The sequence below is a fragment of the Stenotrophomonas sp. ZAC14D2_NAIMI4_6 genome (assembly GCF_003086875.1).
GTDB lineage: Bacteria > Pseudomonadota > Gammaproteobacteria > Xanthomonadales > Xanthomonadaceae > Stenotrophomonas.
In genome coordinates, this window is sequence record NZ_CP025996.1 from 3864098 (window position 1) to 3879046 (window position 14949).

14 protein-coding genes are annotated in these 14949 nt (G+C 69.0%); 6 read left to right on the plus strand and 8 right to left on the minus strand.

Annotation, left to right across the window (positions count from 1 at the left end; all coding sequences use genetic code 11):
• Positions 1-30: 30 nt before the first annotated feature.
• The 3 genes from C1933_RS17565 to C1933_RS17575 all read left to right on the plus strand — a co-directional run bounded on the left by C1933_RS17565 (position 31) and on the right by C1933_RS17575 (position 2307).
• Positions 31-621 (plus strand): Sua5/YciO/YrdC/YwlC family protein, encoded by a 591-nt coding sequence (locus C1933_RS17565; protein WP_108754287.1) that lies wholly within the window; start codon positions 31-33, stop codon positions 619-621.
• Positions 622-664: 43 nt separating this feature from the next.
• Entirely contained in the window at positions 665-1360 is a 696-nt protein-coding gene (locus C1933_RS17570) for a hypothetical protein (protein WP_108754288.1), read from the plus strand.
• 215 nt (positions 1361-1575) lie between these two features.
• A complete protein-coding gene (locus C1933_RS17575; RefSeq protein WP_108754289.1) occupies positions 1576-2307 on the plus strand; it encodes a hypothetical protein in 732 nt (243 codons plus the stop codon).
• Positions 2308-2365: 58 nt separating this feature from the next.
• On the opposite strand, the gene C1933_RS17580 is transcribed toward C1933_RS17575, so the two are convergent.
• Positions 2366-3142 carry an SDR family oxidoreductase gene (locus C1933_RS17580; RefSeq protein ID WP_108754290.1) on the minus strand — a complete coding sequence of 259 codons (777 nt, stop codon included), beginning with the start codon at positions 3140-3142 and terminating at the stop codon, positions 2366-2368.
• 109 nt (positions 3143-3251) lie between these two features.
• On the opposite strand from C1933_RS17580, the gene C1933_RS17585 reads away from it, so the two are divergent.
• A complete protein-coding gene (locus tag C1933_RS17585; protein ID WP_108750309.1) occupies positions 3252-3458 on the plus strand; it encodes a hypothetical protein in 207 nt (68 codons plus the stop codon).
• 51 nt (positions 3459-3509) lie between these two features.
• Here C1933_RS17585 and sppA read toward each other — a convergent pair whose 3' ends face one another.
• From sppA to C1933_RS17605, 4 genes are all read right to left on the minus strand, one after another.
• Entirely contained in the window at positions 3510-5432 is a 1923-nt protein-coding gene (gene sppA, locus C1933_RS17590; protein ID WP_108754291.1) for a signal peptide peptidase SppA, read from the minus strand.
• A gap of 115 nt (positions 5433-5547) precedes the next feature.
• Complete coding sequence (locus C1933_RS17595) at positions 5548-6912, minus strand: MATE family efflux transporter (protein WP_108750307.1); 1365 nt, start codon at positions 6910-6912, stop codon at positions 5548-5550.
• A 234-nt stretch (positions 6913-7146) separates the two neighbouring features.
• The gene (locus tag C1933_RS17600) at positions 7147-7710 is read right to left on the minus strand and encodes a DUF3106 domain-containing protein (RefSeq protein WP_108754292.1); all 564 of its coding nucleotides are present in this window, start codon (positions 7708-7710) and stop codon (positions 7147-7149) included.
• The gene (locus tag C1933_RS17605; protein WP_108754293.1) at positions 7703-8704 is read right to left on the minus strand and encodes a hypothetical protein; all 1002 of its coding nucleotides are present in this window, start codon (positions 8702-8704) and stop codon (positions 7703-7705) included. Before C1933_RS17605 ends, C1933_RS17600 begins: the two co-directional genes overlap by 8 nt.
• A 413-nt stretch (positions 8705-9117) precedes the next feature.
• Between C1933_RS17605 and C1933_RS17610 the strand changes: the two genes are divergently transcribed.
• Complete coding sequence (locus C1933_RS17610) at positions 9118-11295, plus strand: primosomal protein N' (RefSeq protein ID WP_108754294.1); 2178 nt, start codon at positions 9118-9120, stop codon at positions 11293-11295.
• 227 nt (positions 11296-11522) lie between these two features.
• Here the strand turns inward: C1933_RS17610 and C1933_RS17615 are convergent, their stop codons facing one another.
• Both C1933_RS17615 and C1933_RS17620 read right to left on the minus strand, forming a co-directional pair.
• Entirely contained in the window at positions 11523-12143 is a 621-nt protein-coding gene (locus C1933_RS17615) for a glutathione S-transferase (protein ID WP_108750303.1), read from the minus strand.
• An 80-nt stretch (positions 12144-12223) separates the two neighbouring features.
• On the minus strand, positions 12224-13003 hold the full coding sequence (locus tag C1933_RS17620; RefSeq protein ID WP_108754295.1) for an NYN domain-containing protein: 780 nt from the start codon (positions 13001-13003) through the stop codon (positions 12224-12226).
• Between the two features lie 111 nt (positions 13004-13114).
• Between C1933_RS17620 and C1933_RS17625 the strand changes: the two genes are divergently transcribed.
• Positions 13115-14392 (plus strand): NAD(P)/FAD-dependent oxidoreductase, encoded by a 1278-nt coding sequence (locus tag C1933_RS17625; protein ID WP_108754296.1) that lies wholly within the window; start codon positions 13115-13117, stop codon positions 14390-14392.
• Positions 14393-14463: 71 nt separating this feature from the next.
• Here C1933_RS17625 and C1933_RS17630 read toward each other — a convergent pair whose 3' ends face one another.
• Entirely contained in the window at positions 14464-14895 is a 432-nt protein-coding gene (locus tag C1933_RS17630) for a nuclear transport factor 2 family protein (protein ID WP_108754297.1), read from the minus strand.
• Positions 14896-14949 lie beyond the last annotated feature (54 nt).

The window sequence follows — 14949 nt, forward strand, 5'->3', positions numbered from 1 at the left end:
TCCACCCCATCTGCACGCAGCGGGGGGATAATGAACCCCCACGCCGGCCCGGTTGCCGCCATGAAAGAACTCACTCTGGACTCCGCTGTCGCCACCCTGCGTGCCGGCGGCGTGATTGCCTACCCCACCGAAGCGGTCTGGGGGCTGGGCTGCGACCCGGCGCACGAGGCCGCCGTACACATGGTGCTGCGCCTGAAGCAGCGCCCGATCGAGAAAGGCATGATCCTGGTCGCCGCCGATCTGGCCCAGCTGCAGGGCTGGGTACGGCTGGACGCCCTGCCCGACGCACGGCAGCGCGCGGTGCTGGCCAGCTGGCCCGGCGCCAACACGTGGATCCTGCCGGCCGGGGCGCGTGCCCAGCCGTGGATTACCGGTGAACACAGTGGCATTGCCGTGCGCATCAGTGCGCACCCGCTGGTGGCCGCGCTGTGCCAGGCGTGGGGTGGCCCGCTGGTGTCCACCAGCGCCAACCTGGCCGGCGAACCGCCCGCGCGTACCCGCCAGGAGCTGGACCCGCGCCTGTTGCGCCTGCTGGACGGCGTGCTGGACGGCGAAACCGGCGGGCTGGCCCAGCCCACCCCGATCCGGGACGCACTCAGTGGCAACGTGCTGCGCTCCTGAGCCGATGATTGCAGCGGCGCCCGGCTTGGCGCACGCTGCGCACATGCACCTGCTGCGATCCACCCTGTGCCTGGCCCTGCTGCTGCCGCTGAGCGCGCTGGCAGCCGATGACGTGCGCATCTATCGCTGCGTGGGCAGTAACGGCGCTGTCGCTCTGCAGGACAAGCCGTGCAGCAGTGGCCGCCAGGAAGTGCGCGACATGCAGCGCCCCAAGGACCCGCCCGCGCGCGTGGTCAGCACCGACGCCGCGCCGCTGGAGCGCACCGATACCCCCGCGCTGCGTGAGCGCGAAGTACGCCATGTGTACGTGCAGCCGCCGCAGCCGATGTACGAATGCGTGGCCGAGGATGGCAGCCGCTATACCAGCGACAGCAACGAGGGCAACCCGCGCTGGGTGACGGTGTGGGGCAACGTCTGGTATCCGCGCGGCCGGCCCGGCCCCGGCTACAGCCCGCACCCTGGCCCGCGCCCGGCCGCCGGCAACAGCATCGGCCCACCGATCGGCGGCACCGTGCCCGACCGGCGCCCGCCACCAGTCGGCTTCAGCCTGCCGGCCGGCAACGTGCTGGTGCGCGATACCTGCACGCCGTTGCCCGCGCAGGAAGTCTGTTCGCGCCTGCGCGATCGGCGCTGGGAGCTGGACCGCCGCTACAACAGCGCGCTGCAGAGCGAACGCACGGCGATCACCACCGAACAGCGCGGCATTGATGCGCGCCTGGGCCGCGACTGCGGCGGCTGAAACGCCCCGCGCCGGCGCCATGCGGCCAACCAAGGTTGGCCACTACCGGGGGCGCTGCTGCGACAACGACATGCCATGCGGCCAACCAAGGTTGGCCACTACCGGGGGCGCTGCTGCGACAACGACATGCCCTGCGGCCAACCAAGGTTGGCCACTACCGGGGCCCTGCTCTGGTAGGTGCCCACCTTGGTGGGCAGTCGCTGTACGCTGCTCGCATGAAGAAACTGTTCTGGCTGGCCCTGTGCCTGCTGCCCACCGCAGCCGCGGCCGAGGCACAGGTGATCTATCGCTGCACCGGCAGCAGCGACGTTCCAACCGTGCAGCGCGTGCCCTGCGCGGACGGTCTGCGGCAGGAAATCGTGCGTCTTCCCGGCTCCACGCCGGCGGCGCCCACACCGCCAGCCGAGCCACCACCCTCGCCGACGCTGCCCAGCGCACCGCCTGCGGCCGAGCCTGCCACCACAGCCACACCCGCGGCGGAACCGGCGCAGGCCGGCGAAGAACGCATCATCAGCGAAGCGCGCATGGTCGAGCGCCCCGATGACAACCTGATCCTGGACAGCGCGCAGCTGCGCCAGGCAAACGCGCAGGCGCAAGCCGACGGCAATGCGCCGCCGAAGCCGCCGCTGCCGCCCATCTTCCAGTGCACCGATGCCCAGGGCGGCGGTTACCTGCACGAGTACGAGGCCGCACCGGGCCGTTGCGAACTACTGCAGGTGCAGGGGCTGGGCGGGGTCACCCCGGCCAATGCGGCCAGCTGTGAAGTGGTGACCGACCGCTGCAGCGAAGTCAGTGAAGCGCAGCGCTGCGGCAGTTGGCAGCAGCGCTTCCGCAACGCACGCGGTCGCGAGCGCTTCGCCACGCCGGACAACCGCGATTCCGCACGCGGCGAACGCGAGCGGCTGCAGGCCGTGCTGGCGGCGAGTGATTGCGCCGTGCCTGAGTGAGCCGCTGATGGGGTCAGAGCCCTTTCCGTTGGAAAGGGATCCGACCCCGGCGAATCCATCAGAACCCGTAGCGCAGGAAGCCGCCATCCACGGCGATGCATTCGCCGGTGACATAGCTCGATGCCGGCAGGCACAGGAAGCCCACTGCGGCGGCCACTTCCTCCGGTTCGCCAATGCGGCCCATGGGCGTGCGCGCGATCACTTCGTCGTAGTAATCGGGGTCGGACAGCGGCCCGGACGTGCGGCGCGTGCGGATGTACCACGGCGCCACCGCGTTCACCCGGATGCCGTCTTCGGCCCACTCCACCGCCAGGTTGCGGGTCATCTGGTGCATGGCCGCCTTGGTCATGCCATAGACCACGCCACTGCGCACATGGGTAAGGCCGGAAACGCTGCCCACGTTGACGATGGACGACGCCGCATGCCGCGCCAGCAGCGGATGTGCATAGCGCGACAGTTCGAAGGCGGAAAACAGGTTGGTTTCGAAGATGCCGCGCCACTCGTCTTCGGAATACTCGGTGGCCGCCTTGGTGATGTTGCCGCCGGCGTTGTTCACCAGGATGTGCAGGCCATCGCTGTGGTCTTCCACCCAGTCCAGGATCTGCCGGCGGTCTTCGTCGTCGGACACATCGGCCGCCAGCGCATGCACCTGCATCTGCGGGTGCACATCCAGCAGTTCGTCGCGGGCGGTTTCCAGCATGTCGATGTCGCGGCCCACGATCATCAGGTCGGCGCCGAAACCGGCCAGTTCATGGGCGATTGCCAGGCCGATACCGGCGCTGGCGCCGGTGATGAGCGCGGTCTGCCCGTCCAGGCGCCATCGTTGCTGGGTCATGTGTCCTCCGGGCCGCAGCCGCTGTATTTCGATGCGCAAAGGATACGCGTCACAGCACGCGCCTGCCGACGGTGCGACACTGCGCCATCGCCTACCCTGGAGAGCCGCGATGCGTCTGCTGATTCCACTGTGCCTGTCGGCTGCGCTGCTGGCCGGTTGCCAGCGCCCTGCCCCACCCAACCCTGAAAAACCGCCGGAGCCGCAGGCGCTGGCCAAGGCGATCAACCAGCCGCTGGACCGCGCCAAGGGCGTGCAGCAGACGGTAGACGAGGGCGCCGAACGCGAGCGCCAGGCCGAGGCTGACGCGACGCGGTAATGGGTGGGGTCAGAGCCCTTTGCTGCGCAAAGGGATCTGACCCCGGTCTGCTTAGAATCCGCAGAAGCAGTACGCCAGTGCCTTCACCGGGGCGCCGTTGCCCTTCTCGCGGGCGGCGTTTTCGACGAAGCGCAGCTGCGTGTCCACTTCCGGCATCGTGCGTGCCAGCATCATGCGCGCCATGCCCGAATCGGACAGCATCCAGGCGCCAGCGCGGCTGCCAGCGAAACCGCTGACGAACTGCGCGAACGGCGTGGCGGCCTTTTCGATGTAGCGCACGCGATACTTGTCGGCGTTGCCAAGCTTGGCGCGGCCGGCGGCATCGGCCACCGCATCCTTCAGGCCGCCGAACGCATCGACCAGACCGCGTTCCTTGGCCTGGGCACCGCTCCACACGCGGCCACGGGCCACTTCATCGATAGCTTCCACCGGCTTCTTGCGCGCTTCGGCCACACGGCCGGTGAATTCGGCATAGTCCTTGTTGATGACCGACTGGATGACCTGGCCCACGGCCGGGTCCATTTCGCGGGTGACATCGAACGCGCCGGCGAAGCGGGTGGTGCCCACGCCGTCGGTGTGCACGCCGATCTTGTCCAGCGCGCGGCTGAAGTTCGGGATCATGCCGAAGATGCCGATCGACCCGGTGATGGTGGACGGGTCGGCATAGATGCGGTCGGCATTCATGCTGATCCAGTAACCACCCGACGCCGCCAGGTCGCCCATCGACACCACCACCGGCTTGCCGGCGGCCTGCAGGGCCACCACTTCGCGGCGGATCTGCTCGGAGGCGAACACTTCACCGCCGGGCGAATCCACGCGCAGCACCACGGCCTTCACGTGCTCGTCGTCGCGCGCGGCGCGCAGCAGCGCCGAGGTCGATTCGCCACCGATGCGGCCGGCCGGCAGGTCGCCGCCACTGATCTCGCCCGAGGCCACCACCACGGCCACCTGCGGACGGCTGTCCACCGGGTTGCGGCGCGCATCGAGCTGGGTCAGGTAACCGCCGAAGTCGATGCTGCGGAAGCCACCGTCGGCATCTTCATCGGCCACGCCGCGGTCGATCATCAGATCCTCGAATTCTTCGCGGGTCTTCAGCGCGGTCACCAGCTTCTGCTGCAGGGCGAACTTGGCCAGGTCGCCACCGGCGGCGGCCACGCCTTCAGGCAGGGTATCGATGCCGGCCGCCAGCTGCGCCGGGTCCAGGCGGCGTGCCTTGGCGATGTCGCCCAGGTAGCGCTGCCAGACATCGTTCATCCAGAACAGGTCGGCTTCCTTGGACGCCGGCGATGCGGCATCCAGCACGTAGGGTTCGGCGGCCGACTTGTATTCGCCCACCTTGAACAGGTGCACGTCCACGCCCAGCTTGTCCTGCAGGCCGGTGCGGAAATACTGGCGGTAGCGGCCCAGGCCTTCCAGCACGACCGAACCCATCGGGTCCAGGTAGACCTCGTCGGCCTGCGCGGCCAGCAGGTACTGCGACTGCCCCATGCTCTGGCTGAAGGCCACCACCTGCTTGCCCGACGCGCGCAGGTCCTGCAGCGCGGCGGCCACTTCACGCAGCGAGGCGAAGCCGGACGGCTGCAGCTTGTCCAGTTCCAGCACCACGCGTTCGATCTTCTTGTCGTCCTTGGCCGCTTCAATGGCCCGGATCAGGTCGCGCAGCTGCACTTCCTCGGCGCTGTTGTCGCCCACGGCCTTGGCCAGCGCGCGGCTGACCGGATCGGCGCTGAACTGCTCGACCAGCCGGCCTTCCGGCGCGATCACCAGGGTGGTGCGGTCCTGCAGCGATTTGCTGGCACCGGCGCCCATGCCGGCGGCGACGATGAACATCACCACGAACAGCAGCAACAGGCCGAAGAACAGCAGGTTCAGGATCAGCCGGCGGGTGAAATTCATCACGTCCCACAGCCCGATGAAGAAACTGGCGACGGGGTTGCGACGTGCCGGGGGCAGCGGGGGCACGGTTTGGTTCATGGAGCGCTCCGGATGGCTTCTTGCCGTGGTAACAGCATAGCCGGTGCCGTGTGAGGCGGCATCGGACACAAGTCAGGGGATCGCCCGTCACGGTCTGCGGTGACGGGCGCGGGGATCATTCCAGGGCCGACTGGCCAATGCGCAGGCTGCTGCGGCGCAGCCGCCAGCCCATCAGGATGGCCGCAGCGGTCAGGCCGACGATCAGGCCGATCCACATGCCCTGCGGGCCCATGCCCAGGCCCAGGCCGAGCCCGGCGCCGAGCGGCATGCCCAGGCCCCAGTACGCGAACATGGCGATGAACATCGGCACGCGGGTGTCCTTCAGGCCGCGCAGCGCGCCGGCCGACAGCACCTGGATGCCATCGGGGAACTGGAAGGTGGCCGCGTACAACAGCAGCGTGGACGCCAGCCCGGCCACCGCCAGATCGTTGGTATAGACCCCCACGATGGCATCGTGGCCGAACAGCAGCACCGCCGCCGACAGGGTCTGGGTACCCATGATGATGGCGTAGCCGGCCCAGGCCGCGCGGCGCACGCCGAAGCCATCGCCGCGGCCGACCGCATGGCCGACACGCACGGTGGTCGCTTCGGCCACGCCCATCGGGATCATGAAGCACAGCTGCGCCACGTTGATCGCGATCTGGTGCGCGGCTGCCTCATTGGCGCCCAGGCGACCGATCAGCAGGGCGGTGACGATGAACAGACCGCCTTCCATCAGCACGGTGATGCCGATCGGCAGGCCGGTGCGCAGCAGGTCCCAGATCGCCGCCAGGCGCGGGCCTTCGAAGTGCGAGAACAGCTGCAGGTGGGCAAAGCGCTTGGTGAACCACAGGTAGGTGGCGAAGGCGATGGCCTGCAGCCACATCATCACCGCCGAGGCGATGCCCAGCCCTTCGGCGCCCATTTCCGGAAAGCCCAGCTTGCCGTTGGCCAGCACGTAGCCCATCGGCGCCAGCACCAGCAGGCCGCCGAAGCCGAGCAGCATGGTCGGCAGGGTCCAGTGCATGCCTTCGCTGAGATAGCGCATGCAGAAGTACAGGGTGAGCGCGGGCCCGCCCCAGCGCACCGCGTGCAGGAAGGCGGTGGCCCCCGGCACGATGTCCGGCGCGATGCCGAAGGCCGGCAGCAGCGGCGGCACCAGCGTCAGGAAGGCGAACATGATCAGCCCCAGGCCCAGCGCCAGCCACAGGGCCTGGCGGAACAGCGGGCCGATCTCGCGCTCGCGGCCGGCGCCATGCAGCTGCGACACCGAGGCGGTGAGTGAGATCAGGGTGCCGATCGGAATCAGCATGGGCAGCCACAGCAGCGCGGTGCCGATGGTGACCGCCGCCAGCGTGGCGGTGGCGTGGTGGCCGGCAATGACGTTGTCGACGAAGGAGATCAGGCCGGTGGAGACATGGCCCAGCACCAACGGCAGGGCAAGCAGACCGGTCGCGCCGACTTCCTTGCTGAAGCGCGGCGTGGAGGTTGCGGTAGACATGGAAGTACAGAACGCCAACTACGGTTGCGCGCGAAGGGCACAGGCACCGGGTTGCGGGCCGCCATCTTACGGCCAAACGACCCTGCATGGGCGCGAACGTCGGCGGGGTACGGGCGAATGGGTGCGGGCGACGGGGTAGAGTCGACCGTTGGTCGACTGCTCTTGATTCGGGCCGCGCGCCCCCCGCCCATTCCCCATCAGATCCCCGCCGATTCCGAGGCGAATCCCCCGACGCTACTGCCCGGCCTGGCGCTTCAGCCAGCTGTCACGCTCGGCCGCCGGCAGGGCCAGGAACGCGCTGCGCACCGCATCGCGTTCCTGCGGCGGCGTGCGCTGCGCCACCAAGGTCAATTGCGACAATTGTGCAGGGCTGAGCTGGCGCAGCACCGCCAACGCGGCCTCGCGCTGGTCCGGCGGCACGAAGCCGAACAGGCCGTGCAGCTTGGGGAACTGCTGGCCGAGCTGCGGGCCCAGCCGCCAGCCCTCGCGGAAGGCCTGGTCCTGCGCCTGGAACTGTTCGCGCAGCTGCTGTTGCTGGGCGGCCGGCAAGGCGGCAAAGCGCGAGGCGGCCACGCGGATGCGCTCACGCTCACCTTCCGGCAGCGCGCGCCAGGCCGCGTAATCGGCCCGGCGTTGGCGCTGGGCGGCCACATCCAGATGGGCGAAGCCGGCCGGCGATGCAGCATCGACCGCGCTGGCCGGCACCGCCGTGGGTGGTGGCAGGTCCAGGGCATTCGGCGCGGCGGCGGCGCACAGCGGCAGGGCCAGCAGCAGGCCGGCCAGCAGGAACTTATTCATCGGCAGCAGAGGTTTCCAGCGCGGCACCCACCGGCTCGGGGTGGGTCGGTTTGGGTTCGGATTCATCCACCGGCAGCGGACCACCGGCGGCACTCCAGGCATACAGATCGGCGTCGGCCACCAGCGGGTAGTCACGGTCGGCCAGCATCGCGGCATCTTCGGCGGCGTGGCTGTCGACCGCAGCCGATGCCTGCACGTCGGACGGCGGCAGCGATTCCACCGTTACCGGGCCCGCCTCGCCCACCACGCCTTCCGGCAGCGGGGCATCGCTGGCCGTGCGCAGGCCCTGCCAGTGCCTCCAGCCCAACGCGGCCGCCAACAGCATGGCAACGGTGGCCAGCAGGATCAGCGGGCCGCGCCAGCGCGGGCGCGCATTCGGGCGGCGGCGCTTGCCGGCCGCCGGCGTGCGGTCGTCGCGTTCGGGCGCGCGCCAGCCGGGGGTAGGGGGCTGCGTGCTGCTGCCCGGTGCGGCCGGCTGCTGCAACTGCTGCAGGCGCTTGGCCGGCAGGTCGCGGATGCGCAGCTGCACCTGCTCGGCCAGGCCGCGCCAGGCGGCGGCATCGGGCTGGCCGTTGGCATCGCGGGGGCAGGCCGCGGCCAGCAGTTGCTGGTAGCCGTTCTCGTCGGTGTCCAGCACCCGCGTAGCAATGCCTTCGTCCAGGCTGCCGCCCACCCGCAGCAGCAGGGCCAGGCGCGGCACGGGGGCCATGTCGCCCAGTGCGGCCAGCGACGGCGGCCACTGCCCGGCGGACGGCTCACGCAGGGCCTGGCGCTGGCCCAGCAGGGTCCAGAATCGGGTGGGCCACTGCGCCATGGGCAGGTCGCTGGCCACGGCGGCGAAGGCACGCATGACCGCCACCAGGGTCTGCTCGGCACGGGCGGGGTCGCCGCACTGCAGCTCGGCAACCACCAGCGCGCGGCGCTCGACGCCACGCAGGAACGCCGACAGCGCGCCGGCCGCGGTCGAGGAAACAGGGGCGGGCACAGCCGTCATCGGTCACTCCAAAGGTCTGCCAGCATGATAGCGGCAGGCCCTTGGCCGCCGGCAGGGCTTGCGCCCGTGGGCACTTCGTGCTGCAGGTTGTGCACAGCATCAAGACCTGACTTGGGACGACCGGCATGGAGGCGTGAATTCAGCGTGTTTCAGCAATGTTTCACATCGATGTTGTTGATATTCAAGAACTTTTTTATGTGGCTATTTTTTGACCAACGCAACCGTGAGGCCGTCGCCATCGGCTTCCCGGGTCATCGCCGACGGGTAACGCACAAACTTATCCACAGAAGATGTGGATAAGACTGAATCTCTAATAGCCGCCTGTATTTAGGTGACATTTATGAATGCCACGACGCGTCGCGGCAGCGCGGCAACCTGCCATGCGGGCGCGCATGGGCCGTTAAACTGCGTCCATGCCCGTACTGATTCCGACCCTGCAGGTCGCGCTGCCCGTTCCCCTGCCCCGCCTGTTCGACTACCTGGCCCCTGACGGCCAGGCGCCGGCCGATGCGCTGGGCTGCCGGTTGAAGGTGCCCTTCGGCAACCGTGAACTGGTGGGCATGGTGGCTGGCCTGGGCCAGACAGAGGACACGCAGGGGCTGCGCCAGGCGCTGGCCTGGGTGGACCCGCAACCCCTGCTGCAGGGCGAGCTGTGGCACAGCCTGCAATGGCTGGCCCGCTACACCCACGCCCCCTTGGGCGAAGTGGTCAGCACCGCCCTGCCCGGCCCGCTGCGGCACGGCGAGCCGCTGCCCGACACCCATCACTGGGGCTGGCAGCTGACCGACGACGGCCGCACCCAGCGCGACAAACTTCGCGCCGGCAGCCGGCCGCGGCAACTGGCCGAACACCTGGCCGAGGCCGTGGTGGACGAAGACGTGCTGGGCGCCCGCATGCCCGATTGGCGCACGGCGGCCCGCAGCCTGGCCAAGCGCGGCCTGGCCGAGCGGGTGGCGCTGGCCGTGGCCCCGCGCCACGCGCACCCGCTGCCAGGCCCGACATTGAACCCCGACCAGGCCGAGGCCGTGGCTGCGATCACCGCAGCCGATGGCTTCCAGCCGTTCCTGCTGGATGGGGTGACCGGCAGCGGCAAGACCGAGGTCTACCTGCAGGCCATCATCCATTGCCTGGCGCAGGGCCGGCAGGCGCTGGTACTGGTGCCGGAAATCGGCCTGACCCCGCAGACCCTGGCGCGCTTCCGTGGCCGCCTGGGCATTCCGGTGCACGCGCTGCATTCGGGGCTGAACGACAACGAACGCGCACGCGTGTGGGCGGCTGCATCGCGCGGCGAAGCACGGGTGATCGTCGGCACCCGTTCGGCTGTGTTCACGCCGCTGCCGCAGGCCGGTCTGTTGATCGTGGACGAGGAGCACGACGGCAGCTACAAGCAGCAGGACGGCATCCGCTACCACGCGCGCGACTTCGCCCTGGTGCGGGCCAAGGCCCTGGGCATTCCAGTGCTGCTGGGCAGCGCCACGCCGTCACTGGAAACCCTGCACAACACCTACGCCGGCCGCTACGCGCACCTGCGCCTGAAGCAGCGCGCCGGCGATGCACGGCCACCGCGGGTGCGCATCCTGGATGTGCGCAAGCGGCCGCTGCGCGATGGCTTGAGCGACGAAGTGCTGGCCGGCATCGGCGAACACCTGCAGCGCGGCCAGCAGGTGCTGGTGTTCAAGAACCGCCGCGGCTACGCGCCGGTGCTGCTGTGCCACGACTGCGGCTGGACCGCACCGTGCCAACGCTGCGATGCGCCGATGACCGTGCATGGCGGCGGGCGCCGCCTGCAGTGCCATCACTGCGGTGCGCGTCAGCCGGCGCCGCTGGCCTGCCCGGCCTGTGCCAGCCTGGCCCTGCAGCCGCAGGGCATCGGTACCGAGCGACTGGAAGAACATCTGGTCAGCGCCTTCGCCGACTACCCCGTGGTGCGCATCGACCGCGGCACCACCTCACGCCGCGATGCGCTGGAACAGCAGTTGGCGAAACTGGGGGACCAGCCCGGCATCCTGGTCGGCACGCAGATCCTGGCCAAGGGCCACGACCTGCCCAAGCTGACCCTGGTGGTGGTGGTGGGCATCGACGAAGGGCTGTTCTCCGCCGATTTCCGCGCCAGCGAGAAGCTGGCCCAGCAGTTGATCCAGGTGGCTGGGCGCGCCGGCCGCGCGCGCGATCCCGGCGAGGTCTGGCTGCAGACCCATCACCCGGGCCACCCGCTGCTGGAAACCCTGGTGAACGGTGGCTACCACCCCTTCGCGCAGGCCGAACTGAACCAGCGCCAGGCCGCCGGCTTCCCGCCCTTCGCGCACCTGGCACTGATGCGTGCCGAAGCGCAGCAGGTCGAGCATGCCAACGCCTTCCTGCTGGCCGCGCGGCACCTGCTGGGCGAACAGAACGTGGTGGAAGCCTATGGGCCGATGCCGGCGCCGATGCCGCGCCGTGCCGGTTACCAGCGCACGCAGCTGCTGCTGTCGGCGCCGCAGCGGCCGCCCCTGCATGGGGTGCTGGCGCAGCTGGTGCCGCAGCTGTACGCGCTGCCGGAAGCACGTAAGGTGCGCTGGTCGCTGGATGTGGACCCGACGGATCTTTATTGAGGGTTGCGGGGTGCCTCCGCCGGGCATGGCCCGGCGCTACCGCGGTGCCCGCCGGTGTAGGGTCGGAGCCCAATCATCGCGCGCTTACCGCCGTTGGTAGAGTCGAGCTTGCTCGACTGCTGTTGGTCCAGCGCCAAGCGCAGTCGAGCAAGCTCGACTCTACCCCCGCGCGCAGCGGGGGTCGGATCCCACCCGTCGGGTGGGATCCGACCCCGGGCAACGCGCGCTCAGGTCAGCGGCGACATCACGCCGCGCTGGTACGCCGGGCGCTCGCGCAGTCGCGCGTACCACTGCGCCACGTGCGGCAGGTCCGGGCGCTGGATCGGCAGTTCGAACCAGGCGTAGACCAGCGATCCCAGCGGGATGTCGCCCATCGCGAAGCGGTCGCCGGACAGCCACGGCTGCTTGGCCAGGGTGGCATCGGCCATGGCCAGGTATTCGCCGGCACGCACGATGGCCGCGTTGATGCGCGCTTCGTCGCGGTCGGCCGGGGCGGTGCGCATGATGCCCCAGATCAGTTCGGAGTACAGCGGCGCCATGCGCGAGGTGCTCCAGTCCATCCACTTCTCGGCCTGGGCACGTTCCATCGCATCTTCGGCATACAGCGTGCCCAGCGCGTAGCGCGCGCTCAGGTAACGCACGATGGTGTTCGATTCCCACAGCGGCAGGCCGTGGTCTTCGATCACCGGCACCAGGCTGTTGGGGTTCATTGCCAGGTACTCGGCCGACTGCGTGCCGCCGTGGCTGCCGCCCACTTCAATGGATTCATACGGCAGCCCGATTTCCTCGGCACACCACAGCACCTTGCGGACGTTGCTGGAATTGCGGCGGCCCCAGATCTTCAACATGCGTTTGTTCCTTGCCTGCAGCGGTGCGCCACGCTGGCGCGGAGCCGCTACGATACGCCGATCAAACGCACCCTGCTGCGCTACCGGTTCTTCTTCGGCAACGCGCGCACATAGGACGATTTTCCGTCTTTCTTCAGCTCGAACAGACCGATCGCCGCCAGCAGATCGCTGAGCTTTCCGTAACCATAGTTGCGCGGGTCGAACGAAGCCTGGTTGCCGATCTGGCTGCCTACTGGGCCCAGGTGGGACCAACCGTCTTCGCCTTCGGCCGACGACACCGCGCGGCGCAGCATCTTCACCAGGCGGGTATCACTGCGCATTTCGGCGCCGCTCTTGCGCGGGCGGGCTTCATCGCTGGCGATCTGTTCGCTGGCGGCCCGCTCCACGTCGGGCGCGTCGGCATCGGGCACGCTGGCATGGGCTTGGCCCAGGGCTTCCAGATAGGTGAACTTGGAACAGGCGTTGACGAACGGCTCGGGCGTCTTCTTTTCGCCGAAGCCATACACCTTCACCCCGTCGGTCAGCAGGCGCATGACCATGGGCGTGAAGTCGGCATCGCTGGACACGATGGCGAAGCCATCCAGGTTGCGTGCGTACAGCAGGTCCATGGCATCGATCACCATGGCCATGTCCGATGCGTTCTTGCCCTTGCTGTAGGCGAACTGCTGGATGGGGCGGATGGCGTACTCGTGCAGCACGGCCTCCCAGCCCTTCAAGCGCGGGCTCTTCCAGTTGCCGTAGGCGCGGCGCACGTTGGCCACGCCATGGCGGGCCACTTCGGCCAGCACTTCATCAATCTTCGATGCTGGCGCGTTGTCGGCGTCGATCAGCAGGGCAATGCGCTTTTCCGGTTCGGACATGGGTTCCTCGGCGAAGGGGCTGCGGCCTGAACCGAGTATCGCCGATCCCGTTGCGCAGGCATGTGACGTGCGATGATGCCGGGCGACATCCATCCCCTCCGGAGTACGTCGATGAGCCGCGAACCAGTCCCCCACCTGGTCATCATCGGCGGCGGTTTCGCGGGCCTCTGGGCCACCCGTGCCCTGGCGCGCGAACGGATCAGGATCACCCTGGTCGACCGCCGCAACCACCACCTGTTCCAACCCCTGCTGTACCAGGTCGCCACCGCGGGCCTGTCCGCACCCGATATCGCCGCGCCGCTGCGGCATATCCTGGGCCACCAGCGCAACGTGGAAGTGCGCCTGGGCGAAGTGGTGGGCATCGAAAAACAGGCCCGCCAGATCACCCTGGCCGATGGCAGCACGCTGGGCTATGACAGCCTGTTGCTGGCCACCGGCGCCACCCATGCCTACTTCGGCAATGACCAGTGGGCCGCCGATGCGCCGGGCCTGAAGACGCTGGACGATGCGATCGCCCTGCGCCGCAAGCTGCTGCTGGCCTTCGAGCGTGCCGAAGCCGAGCCAGACCCGGAGAAAAAAGCCGCCTGGCTGAGCTTCGCCGTGGTGGGTGGTGGCCCCACCGGTGTGGAACTGGCCGGTACGCTGGCCGAGATCGCCCGCCACACCCTGCGAAACGAGTTCCGCCATATCGATCCGGCCAGCGCCAAGGTGCGGCTGGTGGAAGCCGGCCCGCGCGTGCTGTCCTCGTTCCCGGAAGTGCTTTCGCTGAAGGCACGCCGGCAGCTGGAAAAGCTGGGCGTGGAAGTGCTGACCGGCACCCCGGTCAGTGATATCGACAGCCAGGGGTTCAAGCTGGGCGACCAGTTCGTGCCCGCGCGCACGGTGGTGTGGGCCGCTGGCGTGGCCGCCTCACCGCTGGCAAAGACCCTGGACGTACCGCTGGATCGCGCCGGCCGGGTGCAGGTGCAGCCGGACCTGACCCTGCCCGGCCACCCCGAACTGTTCGTGGCCGGCGATCTGGCCGCCGTCAGCCAGGCCGATGGCCGCCCCGTGCCCGGCGTGGCACCGGCCGCCAAGCAGATGGGCAAGCACGTGGCCGAAACCATCCGCGCGCGCCTGCACGGCAAGACCGAGCCGGGAGCGTTCAAGTACGCCGACTACGGCAACCTGGCCACCATCGGCCGCATGGCCGCGATCGTGCACCTGGGCAAGCTGCAGCTGTCAGGCATCCTGGCCTGGTGGTTCTGGCTGGCCGCGCACGTGTTCTTCCTGATTGGCTTCCGCAACCGCATCGTGGTGCTGTTGAACTGGGCCGTGGCGTATTGGAGCTACCAGCGCAGCGCGCGCATCATCTTCGGTGATGATCAGGACGACCGGCGCCCGAAATAACGTGCAAGAAAGCGGGGTCGGATCCCTTTCCGCAGGAAAGGGCTCTGACCCCATCCACGCATGGCGTGGCTCTACTCTGCCTTCGGCTTGGGATACCACAGCGCGTTGACGATGACCCAGCGCTGGTCGAAACGGCCCATGTGGAAGTAGTCGACGAACCACGGGGTTTCCAACCGCACCGCGGCCGCATTGCCGGTCACATCGAGCACCGTGCAGCGGCGGTCCCACTGCTCCTTCGGCGTCTTCAGTGCGCCCTGCCGAGTCAGCGAAACCAGTTCTTCCTTCGACATCCGGCGCAGGCCCAGGCGTTCGTCGGGCGTATCGCCCAGCACGGCGCGCTTGGCCAGGTCCGGATGCAGCGCGCGGGCGACACGCTGCGGGTCGCCCTCCAGTTGCCCGTCCACGTAGTCATGGCAGGTCGCTTCGATGGCCGCGAGGGTGGCGGGGTCGGCGGTAGGGCTGGTGGCTGCAGCGACAGCGAACAACAGGGCAACGGTGGACATGGGTGTCTCCAGCGCTGGGCGTGTGGCGATGGTGGCATGGTTGGGACGCCCCAT